This is a genomic window from Roseobacter cerasinus (assembly GCF_009811755.1).
Classification (GTDB): Bacteria; Pseudomonadota; Alphaproteobacteria; order Rhodobacterales; family Rhodobacteraceae; genus Roseobacter; species Roseobacter cerasinus.
On record NZ_BLIV01000004.1, the window covers coordinates 187520 to 210650 of the forward strand.

At 63.2% G+C, this 23131-nt stretch carries 19 protein-coding genes; 9 read left to right on the top strand and 10 right to left on the bottom strand.

Translation table 11 applies throughout. From position 1 onward, the window contains the following. Positions 1 to 6: 6 nt before the first annotated feature. Complete coding sequence (locus So717_RS11950) at positions 7 to 2022, top strand: M3 family metallopeptidase (protein ID WP_159977540.1); 2016 nt, start codon at positions 7 to 9, stop codon at positions 2020 to 2022. A 1-nt stretch (position 2023) separates the two neighbouring features. Here So717_RS11950 and So717_RS11955 read toward each other — a convergent pair whose 3' ends face one another. The 7 genes from So717_RS11955 to So717_RS11985 all read right to left on the bottom strand — a co-directional run bounded on the left by So717_RS11955 (position 2024) and on the right by So717_RS11985 (position 10372). Further along, a complete protein-coding gene (locus So717_RS11955; protein WP_159977542.1) occupies positions 2024 to 2953 on the bottom strand; it encodes a 2-hydroxyacid dehydrogenase in 930 nt (309 codons plus the stop codon). Positions 2954 to 2955: 2 nt separating this feature from the next. Then, on the bottom strand, positions 2956 to 4095 hold the full coding sequence (rodA, locus tag So717_RS11960) for a rod shape-determining protein RodA (RefSeq protein ID WP_159977544.1): 1140 nt from the start codon (positions 4093 to 4095) through the stop codon (positions 2956 to 2958). Then, the gene (gene mrdA / locus So717_RS11965) at positions 4092 to 6035 is read right to left on the bottom strand and encodes a penicillin-binding protein 2 (RefSeq protein WP_159977546.1); all 1944 of its coding nucleotides are present in this window, start codon (positions 6033 to 6035) and stop codon (positions 4092 to 4094) included. Before mrdA ends, rodA begins: the two co-directional genes overlap by 4 nt. A gap of 31 nt (positions 6036 to 6066) precedes the next feature. After that, on the bottom strand, positions 6067 to 6606 hold the full coding sequence (locus So717_RS11970; RefSeq protein WP_159977548.1) for a rod shape-determining protein MreD: 540 nt from the start codon (positions 6604 to 6606) through the stop codon (positions 6067 to 6069). Then, positions 6603 to 7505 carry a rod shape-determining protein MreC gene (gene mreC, locus So717_RS11975; protein WP_159977550.1) on the bottom strand — a complete coding sequence of 301 codons (903 nt, stop codon included), beginning with the start codon at positions 7503 to 7505 and terminating at the stop codon, positions 6603 to 6605. Before mreC ends, So717_RS11970 begins: the two co-directional genes overlap by 4 nt. Before the next feature lie 74 nt (positions 7506 to 7579). Continuing rightward, positions 7580 to 8620 (bottom strand): rod shape-determining protein, encoded by a 1041-nt coding sequence (locus tag So717_RS11980; RefSeq protein ID WP_159977552.1) that lies wholly within the window; start codon positions 8618 to 8620, stop codon positions 7580 to 7582. Between the two features lie 183 nt (positions 8621 to 8803). Further along, positions 8804 to 10372, bottom strand: a complete 1569-nt coding sequence (locus tag So717_RS11985) for a 2-isopropylmalate synthase (RefSeq protein WP_159977554.1) — start codon at positions 10370 to 10372, stop codon at positions 8804 to 8806. A 274-nt stretch (positions 10373 to 10646) separates the two neighbouring features. Between So717_RS11985 and So717_RS11990 the strand changes: the two genes are divergently transcribed. The 3 genes from So717_RS11990 (at position 10647) to So717_RS12000 (ending at position 13926) form a co-directional block, all read left to right on the top strand. Then, entirely contained in the window at positions 10647 to 11312 is a 666-nt protein-coding gene (locus tag So717_RS11990) for an SDR family NAD(P)-dependent oxidoreductase (RefSeq protein ID WP_159977556.1), read from the top strand. Continuing rightward, on the top strand, positions 11309 to 12835 hold the full coding sequence (locus So717_RS11995; RefSeq protein WP_174239041.1) for a cryptochrome/photolyase family protein: 1527 nt from the start codon (positions 11309 to 11311) through the stop codon (positions 12833 to 12835). Before So717_RS11990 ends, So717_RS11995 begins: the two co-directional genes overlap by 4 nt. A 191-nt stretch (positions 12836 to 13026) precedes the next feature. After that, a complete protein-coding gene (locus tag So717_RS12000) occupies positions 13027 to 13926 on the top strand; it encodes an EAL domain-containing protein (protein ID WP_238840874.1) in 900 nt (299 codons plus the stop codon). A 31-nt stretch (positions 13927 to 13957) separates the two neighbouring features. Here the strand turns inward: So717_RS12000 and So717_RS12005 are convergent, their stop codons facing one another. Continuing rightward, positions 13958 to 15343 (bottom strand): MORN repeat-containing protein, encoded by a 1386-nt coding sequence (locus tag So717_RS12005; RefSeq protein WP_159977558.1) that lies wholly within the window; start codon positions 15341 to 15343, stop codon positions 13958 to 13960. A 182-nt stretch (positions 15344 to 15525) separates the two neighbouring features. Between So717_RS12005 and So717_RS12010 the strand changes: the two genes are divergently transcribed. Both So717_RS12010 and So717_RS12015 read left to right on the top strand, forming a co-directional pair. After that, a complete protein-coding gene (locus So717_RS12010) occupies positions 15526 to 17184 on the top strand; it encodes an NAD+ synthase (protein ID WP_159977560.1) in 1659 nt (552 codons plus the stop codon). 152 nt (positions 17185 to 17336) lie between these two features. Further along, a complete protein-coding gene (locus So717_RS12015; protein ID WP_159977562.1) occupies positions 17337 to 18146 on the top strand; it encodes a CE1 family esterase in 810 nt (269 codons plus the stop codon). 108 nt (positions 18147 to 18254) lie between these two features. On the opposite strand, the gene So717_RS12020 is transcribed toward So717_RS12015, so the two are convergent. Next, complete coding sequence (locus tag So717_RS12020) at positions 18255 to 19181, bottom strand: MBL fold metallo-hydrolase (RefSeq protein WP_159977564.1); 927 nt, start codon at positions 19179 to 19181, stop codon at positions 18255 to 18257. Between the two features lie 105 nt (positions 19182 to 19286). Between So717_RS12020 and So717_RS12025 the strand changes: the two genes are divergently transcribed. The 3 genes from So717_RS12025 to So717_RS12035 all read left to right on the top strand — a co-directional run bounded on the left by So717_RS12025 (position 19287) and on the right by So717_RS12035 (position 22551). Next, on the top strand, positions 19287 to 19697 hold the full coding sequence (locus So717_RS12025; RefSeq protein ID WP_159977965.1) for a DUF1801 domain-containing protein: 411 nt from the start codon (positions 19287 to 19289) through the stop codon (positions 19695 to 19697). 59 nt (positions 19698 to 19756) lie between these two features. After that, positions 19757 to 21082, top strand: coding sequence for a glutamate--tRNA ligase (gene gltX / locus So717_RS12030; protein ID WP_159977566.1), 1326 nt, complete (start codon positions 19757 to 19759; stop codon positions 21080 to 21082). A 68-nt stretch (positions 21083 to 21150) separates the two neighbouring features. Next, positions 21151 to 22551: an MATE family efflux transporter gene (locus So717_RS12035; protein WP_159977568.1), complete on the top strand. Its 1401-nt coding sequence runs from the start codon at positions 21151 to 21153 to the stop codon at positions 22549 to 22551. On the opposite strand, the gene So717_RS12040 is transcribed toward So717_RS12035, so the two are convergent. Continuing rightward, positions 22498 to 23088 (bottom strand): gamma-glutamylcyclotransferase family protein, encoded by a 591-nt coding sequence (locus So717_RS12040; RefSeq protein ID WP_159977570.1) that lies wholly within the window; start codon positions 23086 to 23088, stop codon positions 22498 to 22500. The two genes, So717_RS12035 and So717_RS12040, sit on opposite strands and share 54 nt — an antisense overlap. Positions 23089 to 23131 lie beyond the last annotated feature (43 nt).

Here is a 23131-nt window from a genome sequence, read left to right on the forward strand (position 1 = left end):
GTTCCCATGACGAATCCCCTGTTGCAGGACTGGACAGCGCCGTTACAGATCGCGCCTTTCGATCAAATCTCGGATGAGGATTTTGCGCCTGCCTTCGACCAGGCGCTGGCCGCACATAAGACCGAGATTGCGGCCATCGCTGATGACACATCGCAACCGGATTTTGCCAATACCATCGAGGCGCTGGAGGCGGCAGGCCACTCTCTCGATCAGGTGCTGAGTGTATTTTTCACCGTGGCCGGTGCCGACAGCAACCCGGCACGGGAGACGCTGCAGCGGGAGTTTTCTCCGCGTCTAGCGGCCCATTCGGCGGAGATCTCAAGCAACAAGGCCCTGTTTGCCCGGATATCTGAGGTTTGGAAGGCACGCGACCAGCTGGATCTGACCGATGAACAAGCGCGCGTGTTGATGCTGACCCATCGGAATTTCGTGCGCGCGGGTGCCGCGCTGGAAGGGGCTGATGACCAGCGCATGAAGGACATCAAGGAGCGTTTGGCGGTGCTGGGCACGCAATTCACCCAGAACCTGCTGGCGGATGAGCGGGATTGGATGATGCCCCTGTCGGATGCGGACCTTGACGGGCTGCCCGATTTCGTGATCGCAGCCGCACGGTCCGCTGGCGAGGAAAAGGACGCGGGTGGCCCGGTTGTGACCCTGTCGCGGTCGCTGATCGTGCCGTTTTTGCAGTTCTCGACGCGCCGCGATCTGCGCGAACAGGCGTTCAAGGCCTGGGTCGCCCGTGGTGCAAATGGGGCGGACACCGACAACCGCGCCATCGCCGCCGAGATACTTGGCCTTCGGGAAGAACGGGCACAGCTTTTGGGTTATGACAGCTTCGCCGCCTACAAGCTGGAGACCGAGATGGCCAAGACGCCGCAGGCGGTGCGCGATCTGCTCATGGCCGTCTGGACACCTGCGCGCGCGCAGGCCGAGGCTGATGCAACGGTTCTGACCGAGATGATGCAGGCCGATGGCATCAACGGGCCGCTGGCCCCCTGGGATTGGCGCTATTACTCGGAAAGGCGGCGGGCGGCGGAGCATGATCTGAACGAGGCCGAGCTAAAGCCCTATTTCCAACTGGAGCGGATGATCGACGCGGCCTTTGCCTGTGCAACCCGGCTGTTTGGGTTGTCGTTCAAGCCGCTGGATATCCCTCTTTACCATCCCGATTGCCGCGCGTGGGAGGTCACGCGCGAGGGCAAACATTTGGCTGTGTTTATCGGGGACTACTTCGCGCGCGGATCCAAACGATCCGGGGCCTGGTGCTCTGCCATGCGAAGCCAGGCGCGCTTTCCACAGACGCAAAGCCCGGTGGTCATCAACGTGTGCAACTTTGCCAAAGGGGATCCGGCGCTGCTGTCTTATGACGATGCGCGCACATTGTTTCATGAGTTCGGCCACGCGCTGCATCAAATGCTGTCTGACGTGACTTATGAAAGCGTATCGGGCACCTCCGTTGCGCGGGACTTTGTGGAGCTGCCCAGCCAGCTTTATGAGCATTGGCTTGATGTGCCCGAGGTGCTGGCGGAGTTCGCGACCCATGCCGAGACAGGTGCCCCGATGCCGCAGGATATGCTGGACAAGGTGCTCGCGGCGGCAACCTATGACATGGGGTTTCAGACGGTCGAATATGTGGCCTCCGCTCTGGTCGATCTGGCGTTTCATGAGGGCGCGGCAGCGACGGATCCGATGGCGCGGCAGGCTGAAGTGCTGGAGCAGATTGGCATGCCCCCGGCCATTGTGATGCGTCACGCAACGCCGCATTTCGCACATGTCTTTGCAGGCGACGGATACTCCAGCGGATACTATAGCTACATGTGGTCGGAGGTGATGGACGCGGATGCCTTCGCCGCCTTCGAAGAGGCGGGTGGCGCTTTTGATGCCGAACGCGCCGCAGCTTTGGAGGAACATATCCTGTCGACCGGGGGAAGCCGTGATGCGGCCGAGCTTTATTCCGCATTTCGCGGGCGGCTGCCGGGGGTCGAGGCTTTGCTGAAAGGGCGTGGTCTGGCGGCGGAGTAAGTCAGTACCCGCTGTCGCGGTCCACCAGATGCAGGAAAGGCTCGCCCGCCTCGCCTCGTCGCACGTTCTCTGCGATCACGCGCGCGGCTGTGATTGGGCGGGTCTCTGCAGCGACATGCGGGGTGACGGTGACCTTTGGATGCGCCCAGAAGGGGTGTTCCTGCGGCAGCGGCTCGGTGCGAAAGACATCCAGGGTTGCGCCCGCAATATGGCCGTCGTCCAGCGCAGCAATCAACGCCTGATCATCGATCAGCGGACCGCGCCCGGGGTTGATCACAAAGGCGCCCTTCGGCAGCCAAGCAAGCGTCTCGGGGTTCAATGTGTTTGCGGTGGCCGGGGTGTCGGGCAGCAGCAGCACGACCATATCCGCACAGGAGAGTGCTGCGCGCAGCCCGTCTGCCCCGTGGTGCATGGGAATGCTGCTGTCCTTGGGGCGCCTGCTCCAACCAGTCACATGAAACCCAAGGCGCATCAGCATCTCAGCTACGGCAGAGCCAAGCGCGCCCATGCCTAGGATTGCGATCTGGCGCTCCGAGGCTAGCGGTGGCACGTGCGGTGCCCAGTTCTGATTGGGGTTCACCACATAGCGGTCGATCCCCAGGTGGTAGCGCATCACGTGACCGGCCACCCATTCGGTCATTGAGGTGGTCATGCCCGGATCCACCATGCGGGCCAGCGGCAGGTTCAGCGTCGGATTTCTGACAATGGCATCGACCCCGGCCCAGAGGTTCAACACAGCTTTGGCGCGGTGAAAGGGCGTGAAATCCTGCAACGGCGCATTTGGCGCATAGACGATGTAGTCCACATCCTTGGGCGCATGGGTCCGGGCCAGATCGACCTTCAGACCCAGATCTTCGAAGGCCGCGTTGAGCGGTGCTTCGTAGTTGGGCCAGCTGCCCTCCCTCGCCGCGAAAAGCACATTGATCGTCATACTTACCTCAGGCGATGCACATGCGCGCTTTGCATCAGCCCAAAGGCCAATAGCAGAACCAGCATCGCCGACCCGCCGTAGCTGACCATTGGCAGGGGCACGCCGACAACCGGCGCGAGCCCCATGACCATCGACATATTCACCGCAAAGAACAGGAAGAAGTTGAGCGCGATGCCGAGGATCAGCAGCGATGAAAACCGATCCTTGTTGGTGAGTGCAGACCAGATGCAGAAGACGATGATCAACGCATAAAGCCCCAGAAGCGAGATGCTGCCCAGAAAGCCGAATTCCTCGGCCAGCGTGGTAAAGATAAAGTCGGTGTGCTTTTCTGGCAGGAAGTTGAGACGGGTCTGCGTGCCCTGCATAAAGCCGCGCCCGGTCCACCCGCCAGATCCCAGCGCGATCTTAGATTGGGTGATGTGATAGCCCGACCCAAGCGGGTCGGTGCTGGGGTCAAGAAACGTGTCAATACGGCGGAACTGATAGTCCTTGATCAACTGCCAATCTGTCCCGCGGGACTGGAACACGGTCGCGACAAGCCCAACCGCACTGGCCACCACAACTGTGAAATACGCCCAGTGGACCCCAGCGAGAAACATCAGCCCCCCGCCTGCAGCAAGAAGCAGGATCGAGGTGCCGAGATCCGGCTGCCGCAAGACCAAAAGTGTGGGGATCATGATGGCAATCACCGGCAGCAGCACCCAGAACGGATGTGAGGTGCGTTTGGCCGGCAGCCAGTCGTAGTAGGCCGCGAGAAACATCACCAAGGTGATTTTCATCAGCTCAGAGGGTTGCAGCCGCATGAACCCAAGGTCGATCCACCGCTGTGCGCCCATGCCAACGGTGCCAAAGAGTTCCACCGCGACCAGCAGTGCGACGGTCACAAGGTAGCCAACGCCTGCGAGCGACCGCCAGAACCAGATAGGTACCATGGCCACGCCCAGCATCAGCACAAACCCCAACGCAAAGCGTTTCATCTGCGGCTCCGCCCAGGGGTTGAAGTCGCCTCCGGCCACGGAATAGAGCATCAGAAACCCGGCCCCCGCGACAGAGGCCAGCAGGATAGCCACGGGCCAGTTCAAATAGAGGATCTTGCGAAACCCGGTGGGCGCGGATTTGACCGCGTACTCAAGATAACTCATGCCTGATCCTGCCCGACAAAAGAGGCCTGGGGCTGCATGTCCCGCAGACGCTCCTGCTCTGCTTCGATGCGCTCGCGGTCTTTGGCCGGATAGGCGTCCAGCGGCGGCGGGCCGTCGTAAAGCGCCTGCAATGTGATGTCACGCGCGATGGGCGCTGCGGCCTTGGAGCCACCGCCGCCATGCTCCACCACCACCGCAACTGCGTATTTCGGGCGCTCAATGGGTGCAAAGTTTACAAAGAGCGCATGGTCCCGCCGCTCCCAGGGCAGATCCTCGTTGCGGATCACACCTGCGCGCCGCTCAGCGGCGGTGATGTTGCGCACCTGGCTGGTGCCAGTCTTGCCAGCCATGCGCATCTCATCCTCGATGATGCGCGAGCCATAGGCGGTGCCGCGGCGGTCGTTCACAACCGCGTTCATCGCGCGCCGCATTTTCCGCAGGTTGTTTTCATTCATGCCCATGCTTTCGCCGCCGCGCACCGGCTGCTCGATCCCGTCGACGGATTTGATCAGCCGCGGTTCCACCGCGCGCCCGGTGGCCAGCCGCGCTGTCATCACAGCAAGCTGGAGCGGTGAGGCCAGCATAAAGCCCTGACCGATGGAGACATTGACCGTGTCGCCGACGCGCCAGCTTTGGTTGTAGGTCTGTTGTTTCCAATCCATGGTTGGGGCCAGCCCCTGCGCCACGGCGGACATGGGCACATCGTGTTTCACGCCAAGACCAAAGCGGCGCGCCATGGCCGAGATCTTCTCGATCCCGACCTTGATCGCGAGGTCGTAGTAGTAAACATCGCAGGATCGCTTGAGCGAGGTCTGCAGATCGACCCAGCCGTGGCCCGCGCGCTTCCAGCAATGGAAGCGCCGCCCCGAAACCTCCAGATGACCGGGGCAGTAGACCGTGTCATCCGGCCCGATCAGCCCGGCCTCCAGCGCGGCCATGGCGGTGATCATCTTGAAGGTGGAGCCTGGCGGGTAGAGCCCCTGCACCGTCTTGCTGGCCAGCGGGCGGTATTTGTTTCCGGTCAGCGCCCGATAGTCTTTTACCGAGATACCGCGCACAAAGAGATTGGGGTCAAATGTCGGGGCAGAGGCGCAGGCGAGCAGATCACCGGTGTCGCAATCCATGACCACCGCGCTTGCGCTTTCCTCGCTCAGCCGGGCCTGCACATAGCCTTGCAGTTTGGCATCAATGGTCAGTTGCAAATCCGAACCTGCGGTGCCCTCGCGCCGGTCAAGCTCGCGCATCACGCGCCCGGCGGCGTTCACCTCGACCCGTTTGGCACCAGCTTTGCCGCGCAGCAGCGGCTCCAGCTTGGTCTCGACCCCGACCTTGCCGATCTGAAAGCGGGGGATACGCAACACCGGTTCCGGGTCGGCGATCTTTTCAAGATCATAGTCCGAAACTGGCCCGACATAGCCCAGCACATGGGCAAAATCCGAGCCTTGGGGGTAGACCCGGCTGAGCCCCACCTCGGGGGTGACGCCGGGCAGGGCTGGGGCATTCACCGACACGCGGCTGATGTCCTGCCAGCGGACATCCTCGGCGATGGTCACAGGCAGGAAGGAGGGCGAGCGCTTGAGCTCTTCCTTGGTGCGTTGAATGTCCTCGGGCGCCAGCGGGATGATACGGCTGAGCCGATCCAGAACAGCATCAGTGTCGCCTGCATCTTCGCGCACAATCACAATCCGGTAGGAAGGCGCGTTTTGGGCAAGCCTGCGCCCGTTGCGGTCAAACACTTCGCCGCGCGACGGCGGGATCAGGCGCACGTTGATGCGGTTTTCCTCGGCCAGCAGGCGAAACTGATCGGCCTGATCCACCTGCAGGAACCGCATGCGGGCGGCAAGACCACCAATGAATAGCAGCTGCGCGCCCCCCAACAGGGCCGCGCGCCGCGATATCTGCCCATGGCTGAGGTCGTTTTCGGCGCGGGTCTTTTTCATCGCCGTCCTCCGATATCCTGTTCAGGGTTTGTCACAGGCGCGCGCTCGCATTGTCCAGGTCTCCCGGGGTGGATTTGCGCACGCGCATCAGGCCATGTGTCGTCAAAGCCACCAGTGGATAGGTCACCATTGTCATCACCGCCTCGAAAACCGTCAAGCCAAAGGGTGGTAGATCGACCAGCGTGACGATCAAACCCGCACGATAGAGCGTCGTCACCGCCGTCACAACGATGCACACCCGCAGCCATTCGCTTGCAAAGCCGGTGTCGCGTAGGCTGCGGGCGCGGCTCTTGAGGCTCTCGCAGCCCAGAAGAGCAGCCATTGCCCAGAGCCCCGGGGGTCTTTGCAGCAAGAGATCGGCGAGCAGAAAGAGCCCGGCGAGCGCCAGGGTGGGCACATATTCGGGCCGCCGCAGGGACCAGGCGCAGGCAAAGGCCAGCAGCAGATCCGGGCCGACCCAGCGCTGCGGCGCGGTCTCCAGAGGCAGCAGGTGAAAGAAGAGGATCAGGCAGACAAGCACGCCGAAGGCCAGCCGCATGCTCCACAGACGCGTCCAGGGCAAATCGCTCATTGGCTGAGCTCCTCTTGGGCGACGACGGGCTGGGAGGGCAGCTGCGGGCCGATGATGCGCGCGGTGTCAGAGACCGGATCCGTCCCGTGGTGGCGCAGCACGCGCAGGAATTCCAGCCGCTGATAGTCGGCCGCCAGACGCACCCGCAGCTTGCCCGACGGGTCGAGCGCGGCCTGCCCGATCAGCAGGCCCGGCGGGAAGACGCCGCCATCGCCTGAGCTGATCACCCTGTCGCCGGGACGGACCTGATCGCTGTCTTCGAGAAATTCGATTGGCGGTGCCGAGGAGTTGTCACCGGAGACGATCACCCGTTGCCCCGATGGTTGAACCACAGCCGGGATCCGGCTGGAGGCGTCGGTCAGCAGGATAACCCGCGCCGTGGACTGCCCAACCCCGGAGATGCGCCCGACCACGCCGATCCCGTCCATTGTGGCCCAGCCTTCAACAACCCCGTCGCGCGCCCCGACATTGAGCAGCACGGATTGCCGAAAGGGCGAGCCGCTGTCCGCCAGCACCACGCCGGTGATGAAGGTCAGGCGCGGATCAAGCCGCACGTTGTTGAGATCGAGCAGGCGTGCGTTTTCCTGCTCCAGCTGCAGGGCCGCTTCCTTCCAGGCTTGCATCCGTCGCAACTCTGACCGAAGTTCCGCATTCTGCCGGGCCAATCGCTGGTAGCTCTCGAAATCCTGCAGCAGGTTGATCGTCGCCGTCACCGGCGCCATGGCCCAGTCGAGCCGCGGCACAAACTGGTCCGTTACCTGTGCGCGAAACCGCTCTACGCGCGGGCTGTCGATGCGCCAGACCAGAAAAAACGCAAGCAGGATGAGGGCCACGACACTGATCAGCAGCCGGCGGACGGGGCCGGTGTATTCACTGCTGCTGGACCGGTCTTTTGCCATGTTTCGGCGGCCTCCTGTCCCCGGAGGCGGACGGGCAAACCAGCCGCTCGATGGGGACGTGTGATCCTATGTGATTAGCTGTCGTAGTCGATCGCGTGACGCAGCTGTTTTTCGTACTCAAGCGCCTTGCCGGTGCCAAGCGCCACACAGTTGAGCGATTCGTCCGCAATCGAGACGGCCAGCCCCGTTTGTTCGCGCAGCGCCAGATCCAGATCGCCCAGAAGGGCGCCGCCGCCGGTGAGCATGACACCGCGATCCACGATGTCGGCGGCCAGATCAGGCGGCGTTGTCTCCAGCGCGGTCATCACCGCCTCGCAGATCTGTTGCACCGGTTCGGCGAGCGCTTCGGCGATCTGCGCTTGTGTCACTTCGATCTCCTTAGGTACGCCGTTCAGCAGGTCGCGTCCGCGGATCTGCATCGAGGTGCCGCGCCCGTCATCGGGCATGCGCGCGGTGCCAATCGACGTTTTCACGCGTTCAGCGGTCGTTTCGCCCACCAGCAGGTTCTGTTGGCGGCGCAAATAGCTGATGATCGCCTCGTCCATCCTGTCACCACCCACGCGGACCGAGCGCGCGTAGACGATATCGCCTAAGGACAGAACCGCCACCTCGGTGGTCCCGCCGCCGATGTCCACGACCATGTTGCCGGTGGGGTCGGTGATCGGCATGCCTGCGCCAATCGCGGCCGCAATCGGCTCCGCGATCAGCCCGGCGCGGCGCGCGCCTGCGCTCAGCACCGACTGGCGGATCGCGCGTTTCTCAACCGGCGTGGCACCATGGGGCACGCAGACGATGATCTTGGGTTTGGAAAAGGTCGAGCGTTTGTGCACCTTGCGGATGAAGTGCTTGATCATCTCTTCGGCGGTGTCGAAGTCCGCAATCACACCTTCGCGCATGGGGCGGATCGCCTCGATGCTGCCGGGGGTGCGGCCCAGCATCAGCTTGGCATCCTCGCCCACGGCCAATACTTTTTTCACGCCGTCCTTCACGTGGTAGGCCACCACGGAGGGCTCAGACAGGATGACACCGCGCCCTTTTACATAGACCAGTGTGTTTGCGGTGCCGAGGTCGATGGCCATATCCGACGAAAACAGCCCGCGAAATTTGTCAAACATTCTGTTTATACCTTGCCCGAAAGTCTTCGAGCCCGCGCGTTCTGCCTGGGCGGGCTTTCCTCTCTTATAGGCTTAGGCGTTAAAGGGTGAAAGAGCCGTTAACGATCATGTAAGCATCATCTTGCTTTGCGCAAATTTGTCACCCAAGGCGCCCCGGGCCATCAGGACCCGGGGTCTCCGTGGTCAGCCAACGTCCTTGTAGCTGATCTCGCGTCTGTCCTTCCCGCCTTTTTCGCGGCGGACCAGCAGGCGGTTGAGCGCATGGATATAGGCCAGCGCCGACGCCACCACAGTGTCGGTATTCGCCGACTGCCCGGTCACGATGCGGCCCTCTTCCTCCATGCGGACCGAGACGGTGGCCTGCGCATCCGTGCCCTCGGTCACAGCATGCACCTGATAGAGCTGCAGCCGCGCGCTATGCGGGACCAGCGCCTTGATCGCATTGAAAGACGCATCGACCGGCCCATCGCCGGTCTGCGTTGTGCTGTGCTCCGCGCCGTCAATTTCCATAGTGAGATCAGCCTGCTGTGGGCCATCGGTGCCACAGACGACTTTGAGAGATCTGAGCTTCAGCCGGTCGTTCTCGGGGTCGGTGGAGCTGCGCATCAGTGCGATCAGATCATCGTCGTAGATCTCTTTCTTGCGGTCGGCGAGCTCCTTGAAGCGCACGAAGACATCCTTGAGCTGGTTGTCCCCCAACTCGAACCCGAGGTCTTCGAGCTTTGACCGCAGCGCCGCGCGACCGGAATGCTTGCCCATCACCAGATTGGTCTCGGAGAGGCCCACATCCTCGGGGCGCATGATCTCGAAGGTCTCGGCGTTCTTGAGCATCCCATCCTGGTGGATGCCGCTCTCATGCGCGAAGGCGTTCTTGCCGACGATGGCCTTGTTGAACTGGACGGGGAAGCCCGAGACGGCCGCCACCCGGCGCGAGATGTTCATGATCTTGGTGGCATCAATGCCGGTCTGGAACGGCATGATGTCATTGCGGACCTTCAGCGCCATGACGACTTCTTCGAGGGCCGTGTTGCCGGCCCGTTCGCCCAAGCCATTGATCGTGCATTCGATCTGCCGGGCGCCCGCCTCGACGGCGGCAAGGCTGTTGGCCGTCGCCATGCCCAGATCGTTGTGGCAGTGGGTGGCAAAGGTGATCTGATCCGCGCCAGGCACCCGGTTGATGAGCATCGCGATCAGCTCCGCCGACTCGCGGGGTGCAGTGTAGCCTACGGTGTCGGGAATGTTGATCGTGGTCGCGCCGCATTTGATCGCGATCTCGACCACGCGGCAGAGATAATCCTCTTCCGTGCGCGTTGCGTCCATGGGCGACCACTGCACATTGTCACAGAGGTTGCGGGCATGGGTAACGGTCTGCTCGATCCGCTCGGCCATCTGGTCCATGTCCAGATTGGGGATCGCGCGGTGCAGCGGCGAGGTTCCGATAAACGTATGAATACGCGGGTGTTTCGCGTGTTGCACCGCCTCCCAGCAGCGGTCGATGTCGCCGATCTGGGCGCGCGCCAGCCCGCAGATAACGGCGTTCTGGGTCTGCCGGGCAATCTCGCTCACGGCGGCGAAGTCGCCTTCGGAGGCGATGGGGAAACCGGCTTCGATGATGTCCACGCCCATCTCGTCGAGCAGCCCGGCGATTTCGAGCTTTTCGGCATGGGTCATGGTGGCGCCCGGGCTCTGCTCGCCGTCGCGCAGGGTGGTGTCAAAAATCAGGACGCGGTCCTGTTGGCTCTTGTCTGTCATGGTCAGGGTCTTTCGTTTCTGCTGTGATCCTTGGCGCGCGGCACGGGTCCCTCTGAGCGGGCGCGCCGGAGGACACGCTCAGAGGCGGGCTAGCAGCAGCAGAGCGGCGGCAGAGCGCAACGTGTAGCGCGGGCAAGGAATATGTGCAGCAGGTGCCATGGCGACAGTTATACGCAGGCGCGCGCAAATGGGAAGGTGGTTTTTCCGCCCCGGCGCGACAATCTGCGCGGGCCCCGGCCTTGAAGCGCAGGATGGCGCGGCTAGGTCAGCGCAGATGAAAAGAGCATTGATTATAGGGGCTTCGGGCGGGATCGGCGGCGCGCTGGCCGCCGCCTGCCGGGCGCGGGGCGACGAGGTGGTGACGCTCTCGCGGTCCGAGGACGGTTTCGAGATCACCGATGATGCGTCGGTCGCCGAGCATCTGCAGGGGCTGGAGGGGCCGTTCGATCTGGTCTGTGTGGCGACCGGTGCGCTGGAGATTGACGGGGCGGAACCGGAGAAGACGATCAAGGCGGTGACGGCCCGTGCGATGATGGATCAATTCGCGGTCAATGCCCTGGGGCCTGCGCTGGTGCTGCGCCACGCGGCGGAGCTTCTGCCACGGGATGGTCGGGCGGTTTTTGCGGTGCTCTCGGCGCGGGTAGGCTCGATTGGTGACAACCGGATTGGCGGTTGGGTGAGCTACCGCAGCGCCAAGGCGGCGGTGAACCAGATTGTGCATACCACGTCGATTGAGCTTTCACGGACGCATAAACAGGCGGTCTGCGTTGCACTGCATCCCGGCACGGTGGCGACACCCTTTACGCAGAAGTATCTGGGGCGGCATCCCTCGGTGCCACCGCAGGAGGCAGCGGAGAATTTGTTGAACGTGATCAGCGAGTTGACGCCTGAGCAGACGGGACAGTTTTTCGACTGGGCCGGGACGGCGGTGCCCTGGTGAGCCGCCTGGTTCTGGTGCTGGGGGACCAGCTGAGCCCGGGGCTGAGCGCGCTTCGGGACGCGGACCCTGACAGCGATATCGTAGTGATGGCCGAGGTCACGGAAGAGACCGATTATGTGCGACATCATCCGAAGAAGATCGCGCTGATCTTCGCGGCGATGCGCAAGTTCGCGGCGCGGCTGCGGGACGACGGTTGGGATGTGCGTTACACCCAACTTGACGACACCCAGAACGCGGGGTCCATCGTGGGCGAACTGGTGCGCCGGGCGGAGGAGACGGGGGCCTCTGAGGCGCTGGTCACGGAGCCCGGAGAATGGCGGTTGATCGACAAGCTGAAGCATGCGCCGATCAAGACACGCATCCTGCCTGATGACCGATTTATCGCGTCACATCAGGAGTTTGAGGCTTGGGTCGAGGGGCGTAAGGCACTGCGGATGGAGTATTTCTATCGCGAGATGCGGCGCAAGACCGGGCTGCTGATGGAGGGCTCGGACCCCGCTTGCGGCGAGTGGAACTTCGACCATGAGAACCGCAAGCCTGCACCGGGCGAGGTGGACTTCAGCGGGCCGATGCAGTTCACGCCGGATGAGACGGTCGAGGAGGTGCTGGCGCTGGTCGAGGCGCGGTTTGGCAATCACTTCGGGGATCTGCGCCCCTTCTGGTTCGCGACCACGGAAGGGGAGGCGCGGCGGGCGCTTTCTCATTTCATTTCAAAGGCTTTGCCGAAGTTCGGCGACTATCAGGATGCCATGCTGACCGAGAACCGGTTTCTCTATCATGCGGTGATCTCCGCCTATATCAACATCGGGCTGCTGGACCCGCTGGAGGTCTGCGAAAGGGTCGCCGAGGCCTATGCGGCGGGCGATGTGCCGATCAATGCCGCCGAGGGCTTTATCCGCCAGATCATAGGCTGGCGCGAGTACATGCGGGGCATCTATTTCCTGAAAGGCCCGGACTATGTGCAGGGCAATGCGCTGGGGCATGCGCGCGATCTGCCGGAGCTTTTCTGGGGTGGCGAGACGCAGATGCGCTGCCTGGCGAAAGCGGTGGAGCAGACCGCGGCGGAGGCCTATGCGCATCACATCCAGCGGCTGATGATCACCGGGAACTTTGCGCTTCTGGCGGGGATTGACCCGCATCAGGTGCATGAGTGGTATCTGGCCGTCTATATGGACGCTTTCGAATGGGTGGAGGCGCCCAATACGGTTGGGATGAGCCAGTTTGCCGATGGTGGGGTGATCGCATCCAAACCCTATGTGTCAAGCGGCGCCTACATCAACCGCATGTCGGACTACTGCAAAGGATGTGCCTACAGTGTCTCGAAGAAGACGGGCGAGGGGGCCTGCCCCTTCAACCTGCTCTACTGGCACTTTCTGGACCGGCATCGAGACCGCTTCAAGGACAACGCCCGCATGGGGAACATGTACCGCACCTGGGACAGGATGGATGCCGACCGGCGCGAGACGGTGATCGCAGAGGCCAGCGCCTTCCTAAAACGGCTCGAAAGCGGGGAAATCGTCTGAACTTTGGGCCGGGTTCGGCAAGTGAGCCCCGTTTGCAGCCCTCGATAGACTAAGATAGCGGCACTCAAAGGCTGCGACAGCGCAAGGGCGCTTTGATGTGCAGACCGACCTTGTCACAGTCGGGGTGCATGATGTGCATGGATCACGCGCGCCAGCTCCACCGAGGCGACGGACACAGGCCCATCGGCTGAGTGGAAAACATATGGCATATTGAAAATTGGAGCGAAGTTTTCAACCGGGTATTTTCCTTTTGGGGCTACACCGCCGAGCCACGCGGTTATTATCCGCGTGGGAAGAGGAGGCTCAACATGAGTCTGAGCAAGCAGGATTCGCCATGTCAGCACTGTGCATCGCGTCCCGGAGCGGCTTTCGAAGAAGAAATTACCATGGCTTTCCAGCCGATCTTCGATATCGAAACGGGTGAAGTTTTTGCGCAGGAGGCTCTGGTCCGCGGCAAGGATGGTCGGGGCGCGGGGCAGATTTTCGAGAAGGTGACAGACGAAAACCGCTACCGGTTTGACCAGCTCTGCCGAAAAACCGCGATTGAAGTGGCGACACAGGTTGGAATGACCAGCGCACTTTCCATCAACTTCATGCCCAATGCGGTCTATGAGCCGTCGCATTGCATCGCACAAACACTCTGGGCCGCAGACAAATATGATTTTGATATCAGCCGCATCATCTTTGAATTTACCGAGGTCGAAAAGGTCCGCGACACGCAGCATCTGATCAATATCATCGAGACCTATCGCGAGATCGGTTTCCGCACAGCAATCGACGACTTCGGGGCCGGATTTTCGGGGCTCAACCTGCTTGCTGACGTGGTGCCCGACCTGGTCAAACTCGATCGGCACTTGATCGCCGGTTTGCATCAGAATCGGGTGCGCCAGGCAATTGTCAAGCGTACCAAGCAGCTCTGTGATGATCTCGGTGTGAATGTGGTCGCTGAAGGGATTGAACTGTGTGAGGAAGTCGAGGCTCTGGCCGAGCTTGGTATCACCTTGATGCAGGGGTACTGCCTGGCGCGGCCGCAGTTCGAGCAGATCAAGTCCGTGCCTGACATTGACCTGAGCGTCGGGTCGGTCCGGTGAGTTGACCGTCGCTCAGCCGTCGGTCAGCCGCTCAGCCGTCGGTCAGCGCGCCGTTCTCCCAATCCCCTGTGGCTTCTTCGCCTGTCGCGTAGCGCATGGTACCGGTGCCCTGGCGCTTGCCGGCCTCGAACATGCCTTCGTAGACGTCGCCGTTGTCATAGGTGGCGATGCCTTGGCCCTCGATCTCGCCTTCCACCCAAGCACCTTCATACACAAACCCGCCCGGCATGGTGATCTTGCCTTGTCCATGGCGTTGTCCGTTCAGAAAGGCGCCTTTGTAGACAGTGCCGTCGGGATAGGTGGCTGTACCCTGGCCCTGCCGCTGTCCATCGACCCAGGTGCCATCGTATCTGTATCCGTCTGCATAGGTCATGACACCCTGCCCGTGGTTGCGGGCGTCTTTGAAGTCGCCCTCATAGACCACGCCGTTGGTGTAGGTCGCCTTGCCCTTGCCGTCGATCACACCGGTTTTCCACTCGCCTTCATAGGTCGAGCCATCCGGGTAGGTGATCAGCCCGCGCCCGTCGGCAAGCCCATCGACAAAGGTACCTGCATAGATCGAGCCATCGGGATAGGTTACGCGGCCTTCGCCCGCGATTTCACCGGCCACCCATGAGCCCGTATAGGTATAGCCGTCCTGCGCCGTGAAGGTGCCCCGGCCTTCACGCAGGTCGTTCTTGAAGTCTCCCTCGTAGATGTCGCCGTTTGCGTAGATGACCTTGCCCGTGCCCTCGCGCCGCCCGGCGACAAGCTGCCCTTCATAGACATCGCCATTGGCTTGGGTGAGCTTGCCGGTGCCATCGATCTGCCCGTCACGCCAGAGGCCCACATAGACCAGCCCGTCCGGCATGGTCAGCGTGCCTTGGCCCGCGCGTTTGCCATCCTTAATCTCACCTTCATAAACCGCGCCATCGGGGTAGGTGATCGTACCGGTGCCTTCTTTGACGCCGTCCAGCCAATCGCCCTTGTATTCATAGCCACCGGGGCTTTGCATCGTGCCGGTGCCGTGGTGCTTGGCATTGCGGAACTGCCCTTCGTAGCGCACACCGTTGGCATAGAGTGCGATGCCCGTGCCCATGATCGCACCGGCCTGCCACTCGCCCTCATAGGTGCCGCCGTCGGCGAAGGTGATCTTGCCGAAGCCGTCGGGCTTGCCCTTGGCGAAGATCCCCTCGTAGACCGAGCCGTTGGGGAAGCGCGCGATGCCCTCACCCTTGATTTCACCATCGACCCATTCACCGCTGTATTCATAGCCATTCGGCAGCTTGTAGGTGCCTGTGCCGTGCTGCACACCGCCGCGGAAGGTGCCCTCATAGACGCCGCCGTCATCATATTGTTTGGTCAGCAACTGACCGTCCTGGGCCAGAAGCGGGGCGGGCAGAACAGCAAGGCAGAACATCAGGCGGCGAAAAGACATAGAACCCCGTAGGTGTGACTTGGTGATCGAGAGGAAGATTGGCCCTCGACCTCCCTTTGCGAGAACTTATGCAAAGGGCGCTTGGGGGGCAATGTTCTTTTGTCGCGTTTGGGCCGCGGGAGGCTGGCCATAGGGGCTTAATCTGTTACATGGCGGTGAATAGGCGAAAAAGGGCTGGGCGCATGGCGGACAGATTTCGGATTACCCTTGGTCAGCTCAACCCAACCGTGGGCGATCTGGCGGGCAACGCGGATTTGGCGCGCAAGGCCTGGGCGGCCGGGCGCGACGCGGGGGCTGACCTCGTGGCGCTGCCCGAGATGTTCATCACCGGGTACAATGCGCAGGATTTGTGGATGCGGCGCGCGTTCCAGCTGGATGTGGCGCGCCATATCGAGGCCCTGGCGGCGGACTGTGCGGATGGCCCGGCACTGGCCATAGGCGCGCCCTGGGTAGAGGGGGCGTCCCTTTACAATGCTTATCTCATTCTCAAAGGCGGGCGCATCGCGTCGCAGGTGCTGAAGCACCACCTTCCAAACGACACGGTGTTCGACGAGCTGCGGATCTTTGATGCGGGTCCTCTCGGCGGGCCCTATTCCGTTGGCAATTCCCGGGTGGGCTCCCCCATTTGCGAAGATATCTGGCACGAAGATGTGGCCGAAACCTTGGCCGAAACTGGGGCGGAGTTTCTTCTGGTGCCCAATGGCTCACCCTACGACCGGGCGAAGTTCGAGACCCGGCTGAACCACACCGTGGCCCGAGTGGTCGAGACCGGATTGCCTCTGATCTACCTCAACATGGTCGGCGGGCAGGACGATCAAGTGTTTGACGGGGCCAGTTTTGCGCTGAACCCCGGCGGGCAACTGGCTGTGCAGCTGCCGCTGTTCGAAGAGGCCATCACCCATGTGGATCTGGAGCGCACGGGCGCGGGCTGGCGCGTGGTCGACGGCGAGAAAGCGCCGCGCCCCGACGCTTGGGAGCAGGACTATTGTGTCATGGTCACTGCGCTGCGCGAGTACTGCCGCAAGACTGGCTTTGGCAAGGTGCTGCTTGGGCTGTCAGGCGGCGTGGATTCCGCGCTGGTTGCGGCCATCGCGGTGGATGCGCTGGGGGCCGAGAACGTGCGCTGTGTGATGCTGCCGTCAGAGTATACCTCGCAGGCCTCTCTGGAAGATGCCGAAGAGATCGCCAAGGCACTTGGGTGCCGCTATGACTATGTGCCGATTTCCGGACCGCGCGCGGCGGTCACGGACGCGCTTGCGCCCTTGTTTGAAGGGCTTGAGGCGGACCTGACGGAGGAAAACATCCAGTCCCGACTGCGTGGTCTGCTATTGATGGCCCTGTCGAACAAGTTCGGTGAGATGCTGCTGACCACCGGCAACAAGTCCGAAGTGGCGGTAGGCTATGCGACGATCTACGGCGATATGGCGGGCGGCTATAATCCCATCAAAGATCTCTACAAGACGCGGGTGTTCGAGACCTGCCGCTGGCGCAATGCCAACCATCGTGCGTGGATGCAGGGGCCGGAGGGCGCAGTGATCCCTGCCCGTGTGATCGACAAGCCGCCCTCGGCCGAGCTGCGCGCGGATCAGAAGGACAGCGACAGCCTGCCGGACTACCCGGATCTCGACGCGATGCTGGAGATCTTGGTGGACCGGGCGGGCTCCATCGAGGATTGCGTGGCCGCGGGGTTTGATCGGGATGTGGCGAAGACAGTGGAGCATCTGATCTACATCAGTGAATACAAGCGCTTCCAGTCCGCGCCCGGCGCCCGTCTGACCGACGGCGCTTTCTGGCTCGACCGGCGGTACCCGATCGTGAACCGCTGGCGTGATCCCTCCTGAGGCGGCGGCCTGAAAGCCCGCCGCACCTGCCAGCACGGACGGTCAGGACCGGCAGGTTCAGCGGGCTTTCAGGCCGCCGCTGCCCACGGTGTTGTGACTGGACCCAGGCGCTCAAAACCGCGACGGTCGCGCCAACTCTGTGAGGATGTCTGATGCGTCATCTCGCTCTTCTGACAGCGGCCCTGTCGCTTTTCGGCACGGCTGCGCTCGCCTGTGGGCCGGACACCAACTGCAGGCTGGGCGACCGGCACTACCGCGTCGCCATGCCCGAAGGACATGACGGCACCACCCGCGTGCCCGCCCTCGTGTTCTCTCACGGCTATCGCGGCTCGGCCCAGGGCGTGATGCGCAATGGCTCGCTGCGGCGCATGGCCTCCGACTTGGGCGTGGCGCTGATCGCCGCGAAATCCAAGGACGACGACTGGGTCATCCCCAACGCTCCGCGCCACATGGACACCGATGGCGCGCCCGAGTTCACCTATTTCGCCGCCCTGCTCGACGATGCCACCGCGCGCTTTCCCATCGACGGCGACCGCATCGTCGCCACCGGTTTCAGCGCGGGCGGCATGATGACCTGGAACCTCGCCTGTTCCATGAGCGATCGCTTCGCCGGGTTCATCCCGATCTCCGGCACCTTCTGGCTGAAGCCACCCCAGAGCTGCTCCGGCCCCGTCGCGAGCATCCTGCACATCCACGGCACCATCGACCGCACCGTACCGCTCGATGGCCGCCCCATCGGCCCCACCCATCAGGGCAAGGTGAGCGCCGCCCTGAAGATGTACCGCGACTACGGTGGTTTTGCCCCGCAGGGTGAGGCCACCTACGGCGATCTCGCCTGCGTCGAAGAGGCGAGCGAGACAGGCGATATACTCAAGTTCTGCCTCTTCGAGGGCGGCCACTCCTTCCGTACCGAATTTGTCCGCTTCGGATGGGATCAGCTGACACAAGCGGGGCGGCTCTGACACGCGGCCCGCGCGCCAAGATCCGCCCAATTCGCCGCACCCTTCATTGTTCCGAAAAATATGCCCGCCGGAGGCACCCGATCCCGGAAAGGGATCGGGCAGACCGATTCAGAGCATCAGCTGATAGCTGTGCGGCACGTAAGCGAACCCGTCGCCAGCCGTCTCCACATAGCCGATGCCGGGCCAGGGCATGTGATAGCCCACAAAGGCGGTCTTATCCGCCGCCATCATGTCGAGCAATCGCCGCCGGGTGGCCGCAGCCGCCGGTTTGTCCATGTCAAACTTCACCTCCCAGTCCGGGTGCGCCAGCGACCAGACATAGTGATTGGCGAAATCCGCGCAGATCATCAGCTGGGTGCCGCCATCCTCGACCCTATAGACCATATGCCCCGGCGTGTGGCCGAAGGCGGCCATGGCGGTGAGGCCTGATCCGACCGATCCACCGTCCTCAAGGAAGGTGAACTGCTCGGCGAAGGGGGCGATCTTGGCCTTGAAAGTGTCATTGTCCTGCGCCGCCCAGGCGTCGAACTCGGCGCGGCCGGTCATGTAGCGCGCGTTGGGATAGGTCAGTGACCCGTCCTCGCGGGTCATGCCGCCGATGTGGTCGCCGTGCATATGGGTGATCACCACCACGTCGATCTGATCGGCGGTGTAGCCAGCGGCATCCAGCGCGGCGGTGGTGCCTTCGCCCGAGAGCCCGGTGTCGAAGAGCACCAGCTCCGAGCCTGTGTTCACCACCGTGGGGGTGAAGAAGAACTGCGCTGCATCGGTGGGCAGGTTCGCCTCTGCCGAGACCGAGGCGAACGTGTCGGCGTCGACGTTCAGACCAAAGATGTTATGCGGCCCCTCGACCGCGCGACTGCCCGCGAGCAGGGTCGTGACGTCGAAGCCACCGACTTTCACGCGGTGAAACGGTGACATGCCGGGACCCGTGATGGGGGCGGCAGCACGGGCCACACCCGAGGCGGCGGCAAGCGGCAGAGCAGCGGCGCCCGCGAGAGCCGCGCGGCGGGAGACATTGATCCGGTCGGACATGATCATTTTCCTTTTTCCTGTTGGATACCCTTTGAGGTAGTATGGGTCCGCGATGCGCCCATGAAAAACAACAGTGGCGCGATCATATTCCTGCGAGGTGACCCGATGAGTGCGGCGGTGGATGTGGCGACGTTTCTGGCAGCGGTCACGCCCGACCGGCGGCACCGCGAAGCAGCCGTGCTTGACCGGCTCTTCCGCGAGGTCACGGGCTGGGGCCCGCGGCTCTGGTCGGGCGGGATGCTGGGCTATGGCACCTATGACTATACCTATGCCTCGGGGCGTGAGGGCACGTTCTTTGCCACCGGCTTTGCACCGCGCAAGGCGCGCCTGTCGGTCTACATCATGCCCGGCTACGCGGACTTCGGTGCGATTCTCGACCGCTTGGGCAAGCACAAGATCGGCAAATCCTGTCTCTATATCAACAAGCTGGAGGATGTGGACCTTGATGTTCTCAAGCAACTCATTCGTGCGGGGCTGGATGATCTGGGCACGCGCTGGCCGGTGCATAGAACCTGAGCGCTCGGCTGGACAAATCCGCAGACCTGTGAGAGGACGCGAGCCAACAGGAGACCTGTATGACCACGACCCGTTTCGCGCCGTCCCCCACCGGCCATATCCACATTGGCAACCTGCGCACCGCGCTGATGAATTATCTCATCGCGCGCAAGGCGGGCGGCATCTTCATCCTGCGCATCGACGACACCGACCCTGAGCGTTCGAAAGAAGAATATGTGGATGGGATCAAGCAGGATCTGGAGTGGCTGGGGCTGCACTGGGACCGGGTGGAGCGGCAGTCGGACCGACTTGATCGCTATGCTGAGGCGGCCGACAAGCTGCGCGAGATCGAGCGCTTTTATGAAGCTTTCGAGACGCCGACGGAGCTGGATCTGAAGCGCAAGAAGCAGCTCAACATGGGCAAGCCGCCGGTTTATGACCGGGCGGCTTTGGCACTGAGTGAGGCCGAGAAGGACGCTTTGCGCGCCGAGCGCGGCGACGGGGTCTGGCGCTTCAAGCTCGATCAGGAGCGCATCGAGTGGGCGGACGGCATTCTCGGGGATATTTCGATTGATGCGGCGTCTGTCTCGGACCCGGTGCTCATTCGCGGCGATGGGCAGGTGCTCTATACGCTGGCCTCGGTGGTCGATGACACCGAGATGGGCGTGACCCATGTGGTGCGCGGCTCGGACCATGTGACCAACACGGCGACGCAGATCCAGATCATCGAGGCTCTGGGCGGCACGGTGCCTGCGTTTGCGCATCATTCGCTGCTGACCGGGCCGCAGGGCGAGGCGCTGAGCAAGCGGCTGGGCACGCTGTCTTTGCGCGATCTGCGGGCGCAGGGGGTGCAGCCGATGGCGCTCCTCAGCCTGATGGCGCGGCTGGGGTCGTCTGACCCGGTGGAGCTGCGGTCCGAGATGGCGGAGTTGATCGAGGGATTTGACATCTCGCGCTTTGGCTCCGCGCCGACGAAGTTCGATGAGCAGGATCTCTTTCCGCTGACCGCGCGGCATCTGGCGGGGCTACCGCTGGCCGAAGTTGCGGGCGCGATTGCGGAGGCCGGTGTGCCGGAGGACAAAGCGGCGCAGTTCTGGGAGGTGACCCACGAGAACATCACCACGTTGCACGATCTCGCCGGCTGGTGGGCGCTCATGCGCGATGGGGCGGAGCCGGCGGTGGACGCCGAGGATGCCGCTTTCGTGGCGGAAGCCCTGGCGCTGTTGCCGGAGGGTCCGTTTGATGATGGCACGTGGGGGGCCTGGACTGCGGCCGTGAAGGAGGCCACAGGGCGCAAGGGGCGGGGGCTCTTCATGCCGCTCCGCAAGGCGCTGACGGGGCAGGCGCAGGGGCCGGATATGTCGGCGCTGATGCCGCTGTTGCAGGTGGTGAAGGCGCGCTCATGATCCTCTGGCCCGCATTTGGATCGGGCCGGATTTGCATATTTGTGGAACAATGAAGCGGGCGTGCGGTTTTGGCTGAGGCGCAGGCGAAGTTCCTGACGGGCAATCTCTTTGCTCATATCACCGTGATGGCGAGTACCTTTTCCATCGGGTTGATGGCGGTCTTCGCGGTCGATTTCATCGACATGATCTTCATTGCCATGCTGGGCAAGGAGGAGCTGGCCGCGGCGGTGGGTTATGCGGCCGCGATCCTGTTTTTCAACACCTCCTTTGGCATTGGCATGGCGATTGCGGCAGGCGCTTTGGTGGCGCGGGCTTTGGGCGAGGGGAATGCCGTGCAGGCGGAGGCGCGCAAGACCCATGCGCTGGCCTATGGGGCCGTGTTTGGGGTGGGGTTTGCGGCCCTGGTCTGGACGCAGCTGCCGTGGCTCGTGACGCTGATGGGGGCGACGGGCGAGACGGCGGATCTGGCGCTGTCTTACTTGCGGATCACGGTGCCGGCACTGCCGTTTCTGATGATCGGGATCATTGGCGGGGCGATCCTGCGGGCGCATGGGGATGCGCGCCGGGCGATGATGTCGACGATCTGGGGCGGGCTGGTGAATGCCGTTTTGGACCCGATCCTGATCTTTGGCTTGGGGCTGGAGCTGACCGGGGCGGCGCTGGCCTCGGTGGCGGCGAATATCGCGATTGCGGTGACGGCGCTGCGCCCGATCGTGCGGTTTTATGGGGGGCTGGGGCGACCCCGGCTAGGGCCGATGCTGCGCGATCTGGGCCCCATTCTGGCGATTGCGGCACCGGCGATCCTGATCCAGATCGCCACACCCGTAGGGCAGGCGATTGTCACGCGGGCGATGGCGCAGTTCGGCGAGGCCGCTGTCGCAGGGATGGCCATTGTGGGGCGGCTGACGCCGCTCGCCTTTGCCGTGATCTTTGCGCTTTCGGGTGCAGTGGGGCCGATCCTGGGGCAGAATTTCGGGGCGCGGGATCACGCGCGGGTGCGACGGGGCTTCAGCGATGCGGTGCTGTTTACGGCAATGGTGATTGCGCTGGTCTCGGCGGTGCTCTTTGCGCTCAGGGGGCCGATTGCGGATCTGTTTGACGCCAGCGGTGTCACCCGGGAGCTGGTGTTTCTGTTTTGCGGGCCCTTGTCGCTGCTCTTTTTCTTCAACGGGGTGCTTTTCGTGGGCAATGCGGCCTTCAACAACATGGGGCGGCCGTTTTATTCGACGGTCCTCAACTGGGGGCGGAATACCTTGGGCCTGGTGCCGCTGGTTTTGGGGGGGGCGTGGCTCTTTGGGCCTGCGGGGGTGCTGGTGGGCCAGGCGCTGGCGGGGGTGATCTTTGGCAGCATCGCCTGGGCGCTGGCGCGGCAGGTGATGCGCGAGGCCTTGGCCGGGGCCGCGCCGGTGGAGCGGTCAGACTTTGGGCGGCAGGGGCGCCTCCTGTCGCTCTTCCATTTGCGCCGATAGCGCTTCGAGGTGGCCGTCGACCAGGGCGGTTTGCTGCGTGCTGAGCTGTTGATGGCGGGGGTAGCGCGGATTGGCGCGGTCATTCAGGATCGGCGTGTCCCAGCCATCGGTGGTCTCGAAGAAGCGCTGCACGCCGGCCTCGCCGAAGACGTCGTGGAAGCCCTGCACCACCACATCGAGGTAGCTGAGCAGGATCACCTGTGTGCTGCGGGGCCGCATGGTTTCCCGCTGCACGGCGTAGACGGCGATCTCGGGTGTTGCGGGGTGGGCGTGCTCGACCGCGTGCTGGGCAGGCAGGCGGGCATAGCCGCTTTCGCGCGCGTCCAGGGCGGCCCAGTCGGCGTTCGGGACAGCGGCGATGAGCCCGTCGATGCGGTGGTCGGGGGCGGGCACGCCGGTGAGCAGCACCGTGCCCGAGCGGGGCGTGGCGACCCATGCGCGGCGCCAGCCGTTGAGCGTGGCGGGGTGCGGGTCGGGGTAGCTGTGGCTGCGGGTGTTGACCAGGCTGCCGTAGCCGAAAAAATAGGGGTCGCTCATGGGCTTTCTCGTGGCTCTGCGCCGCACTCAAACATTTGATCGG

Bases quoted from the DNA above. Each gene is read 5' to 3' on its own strand.
- So717_RS11950 (WP_159977540.1), top strand. From the start codon at position 7: ATGACGAATCCCCTGTTGCAGGACTGGACAGCGCCGTTACAGATCGCG.
- So717_RS12020 (WP_159977564.1), bottom strand. From the start codon at position 19,181: ATGTCCGACCGGATCAATGTCTCCCGCCGCGCGGCTCTCGCGGGCGCC.
- rodA (WP_159977544.1), bottom strand. From the start codon at position 4,095: ATGAGTTATCTTGAGTACGCGGTCAAATCCGCGCCCACCGGGTTTCGC.
- mrdA (WP_159977546.1), bottom strand. From the start codon at position 6,035: ATGAAAAAGACCCGCGCCGAAAACGACCTCAGCCATGGGCAGATATCG.
- So717_RS11970 (WP_159977548.1), bottom strand. From the start codon at position 6,606: ATGAGCGATTTGCCCTGGACGCGTCTGTGGAGCATGCGGCTGGCCTTC.
- So717_RS12015 (WP_159977562.1), top strand. From the start codon at position 17,337: ATGCGTCATCTCGCTCTTCTGACAGCGGCCCTGTCGCTTTTCGGCACG.
- So717_RS11990 (WP_159977556.1), top strand. From the start codon at position 10,647: ATGAAAAGAGCATTGATTATAGGGGCTTCGGGCGGGATCGGCGGCGCG.
- So717_RS12040 (WP_159977570.1), bottom strand. From the start codon at position 23,088: ATGAGCGACCCCTATTTTTTCGGCTACGGCAGCCTGGTCAACACCCGC.
- So717_RS12005 (WP_159977558.1), bottom strand. From the start codon at position 15,343: ATGTCTTTTCGCCGCCTGATGTTCTGCCTTGCTGTTCTGCCCGCCCCG.
- gltX (WP_159977566.1), top strand. From the start codon at position 19,757: ATGACCACGACCCGTTTCGCGCCGTCCCCCACCGGCCATATCCACATT.
- So717_RS11955 (WP_159977542.1), bottom strand. From the start codon at position 2,953: ATGACGATCAATGTGCTTTTCGCGGCGAGGGAGGGCAGCTGGCCCAAC.
- So717_RS11980 (WP_159977552.1), bottom strand. From the start codon at position 8,620: ATGTTTGACAAATTTCGCGGGCTGTTTTCGTCGGATATGGCCATCGAC.
- So717_RS11985 (WP_159977554.1), bottom strand. From the start codon at position 10,372: ATGACAGACAAGAGCCAACAGGACCGCGTCCTGATTTTTGACACCACC.
- So717_RS12010 (WP_159977560.1), top strand. From the start codon at position 15,526: ATGGCGGACAGATTTCGGATTACCCTTGGTCAGCTCAACCCAACCGTG.
- So717_RS12025 (WP_159977965.1), top strand. From the start codon at position 19,287: ATGAGTGCGGCGGTGGATGTGGCGACGTTTCTGGCAGCGGTCACGCCC.
- mreC (WP_159977550.1), bottom strand. From the start codon at position 7,505: ATGGCAAAAGACCGGTCCAGCAGCAGTGAATACACCGGCCCCGTCCGC.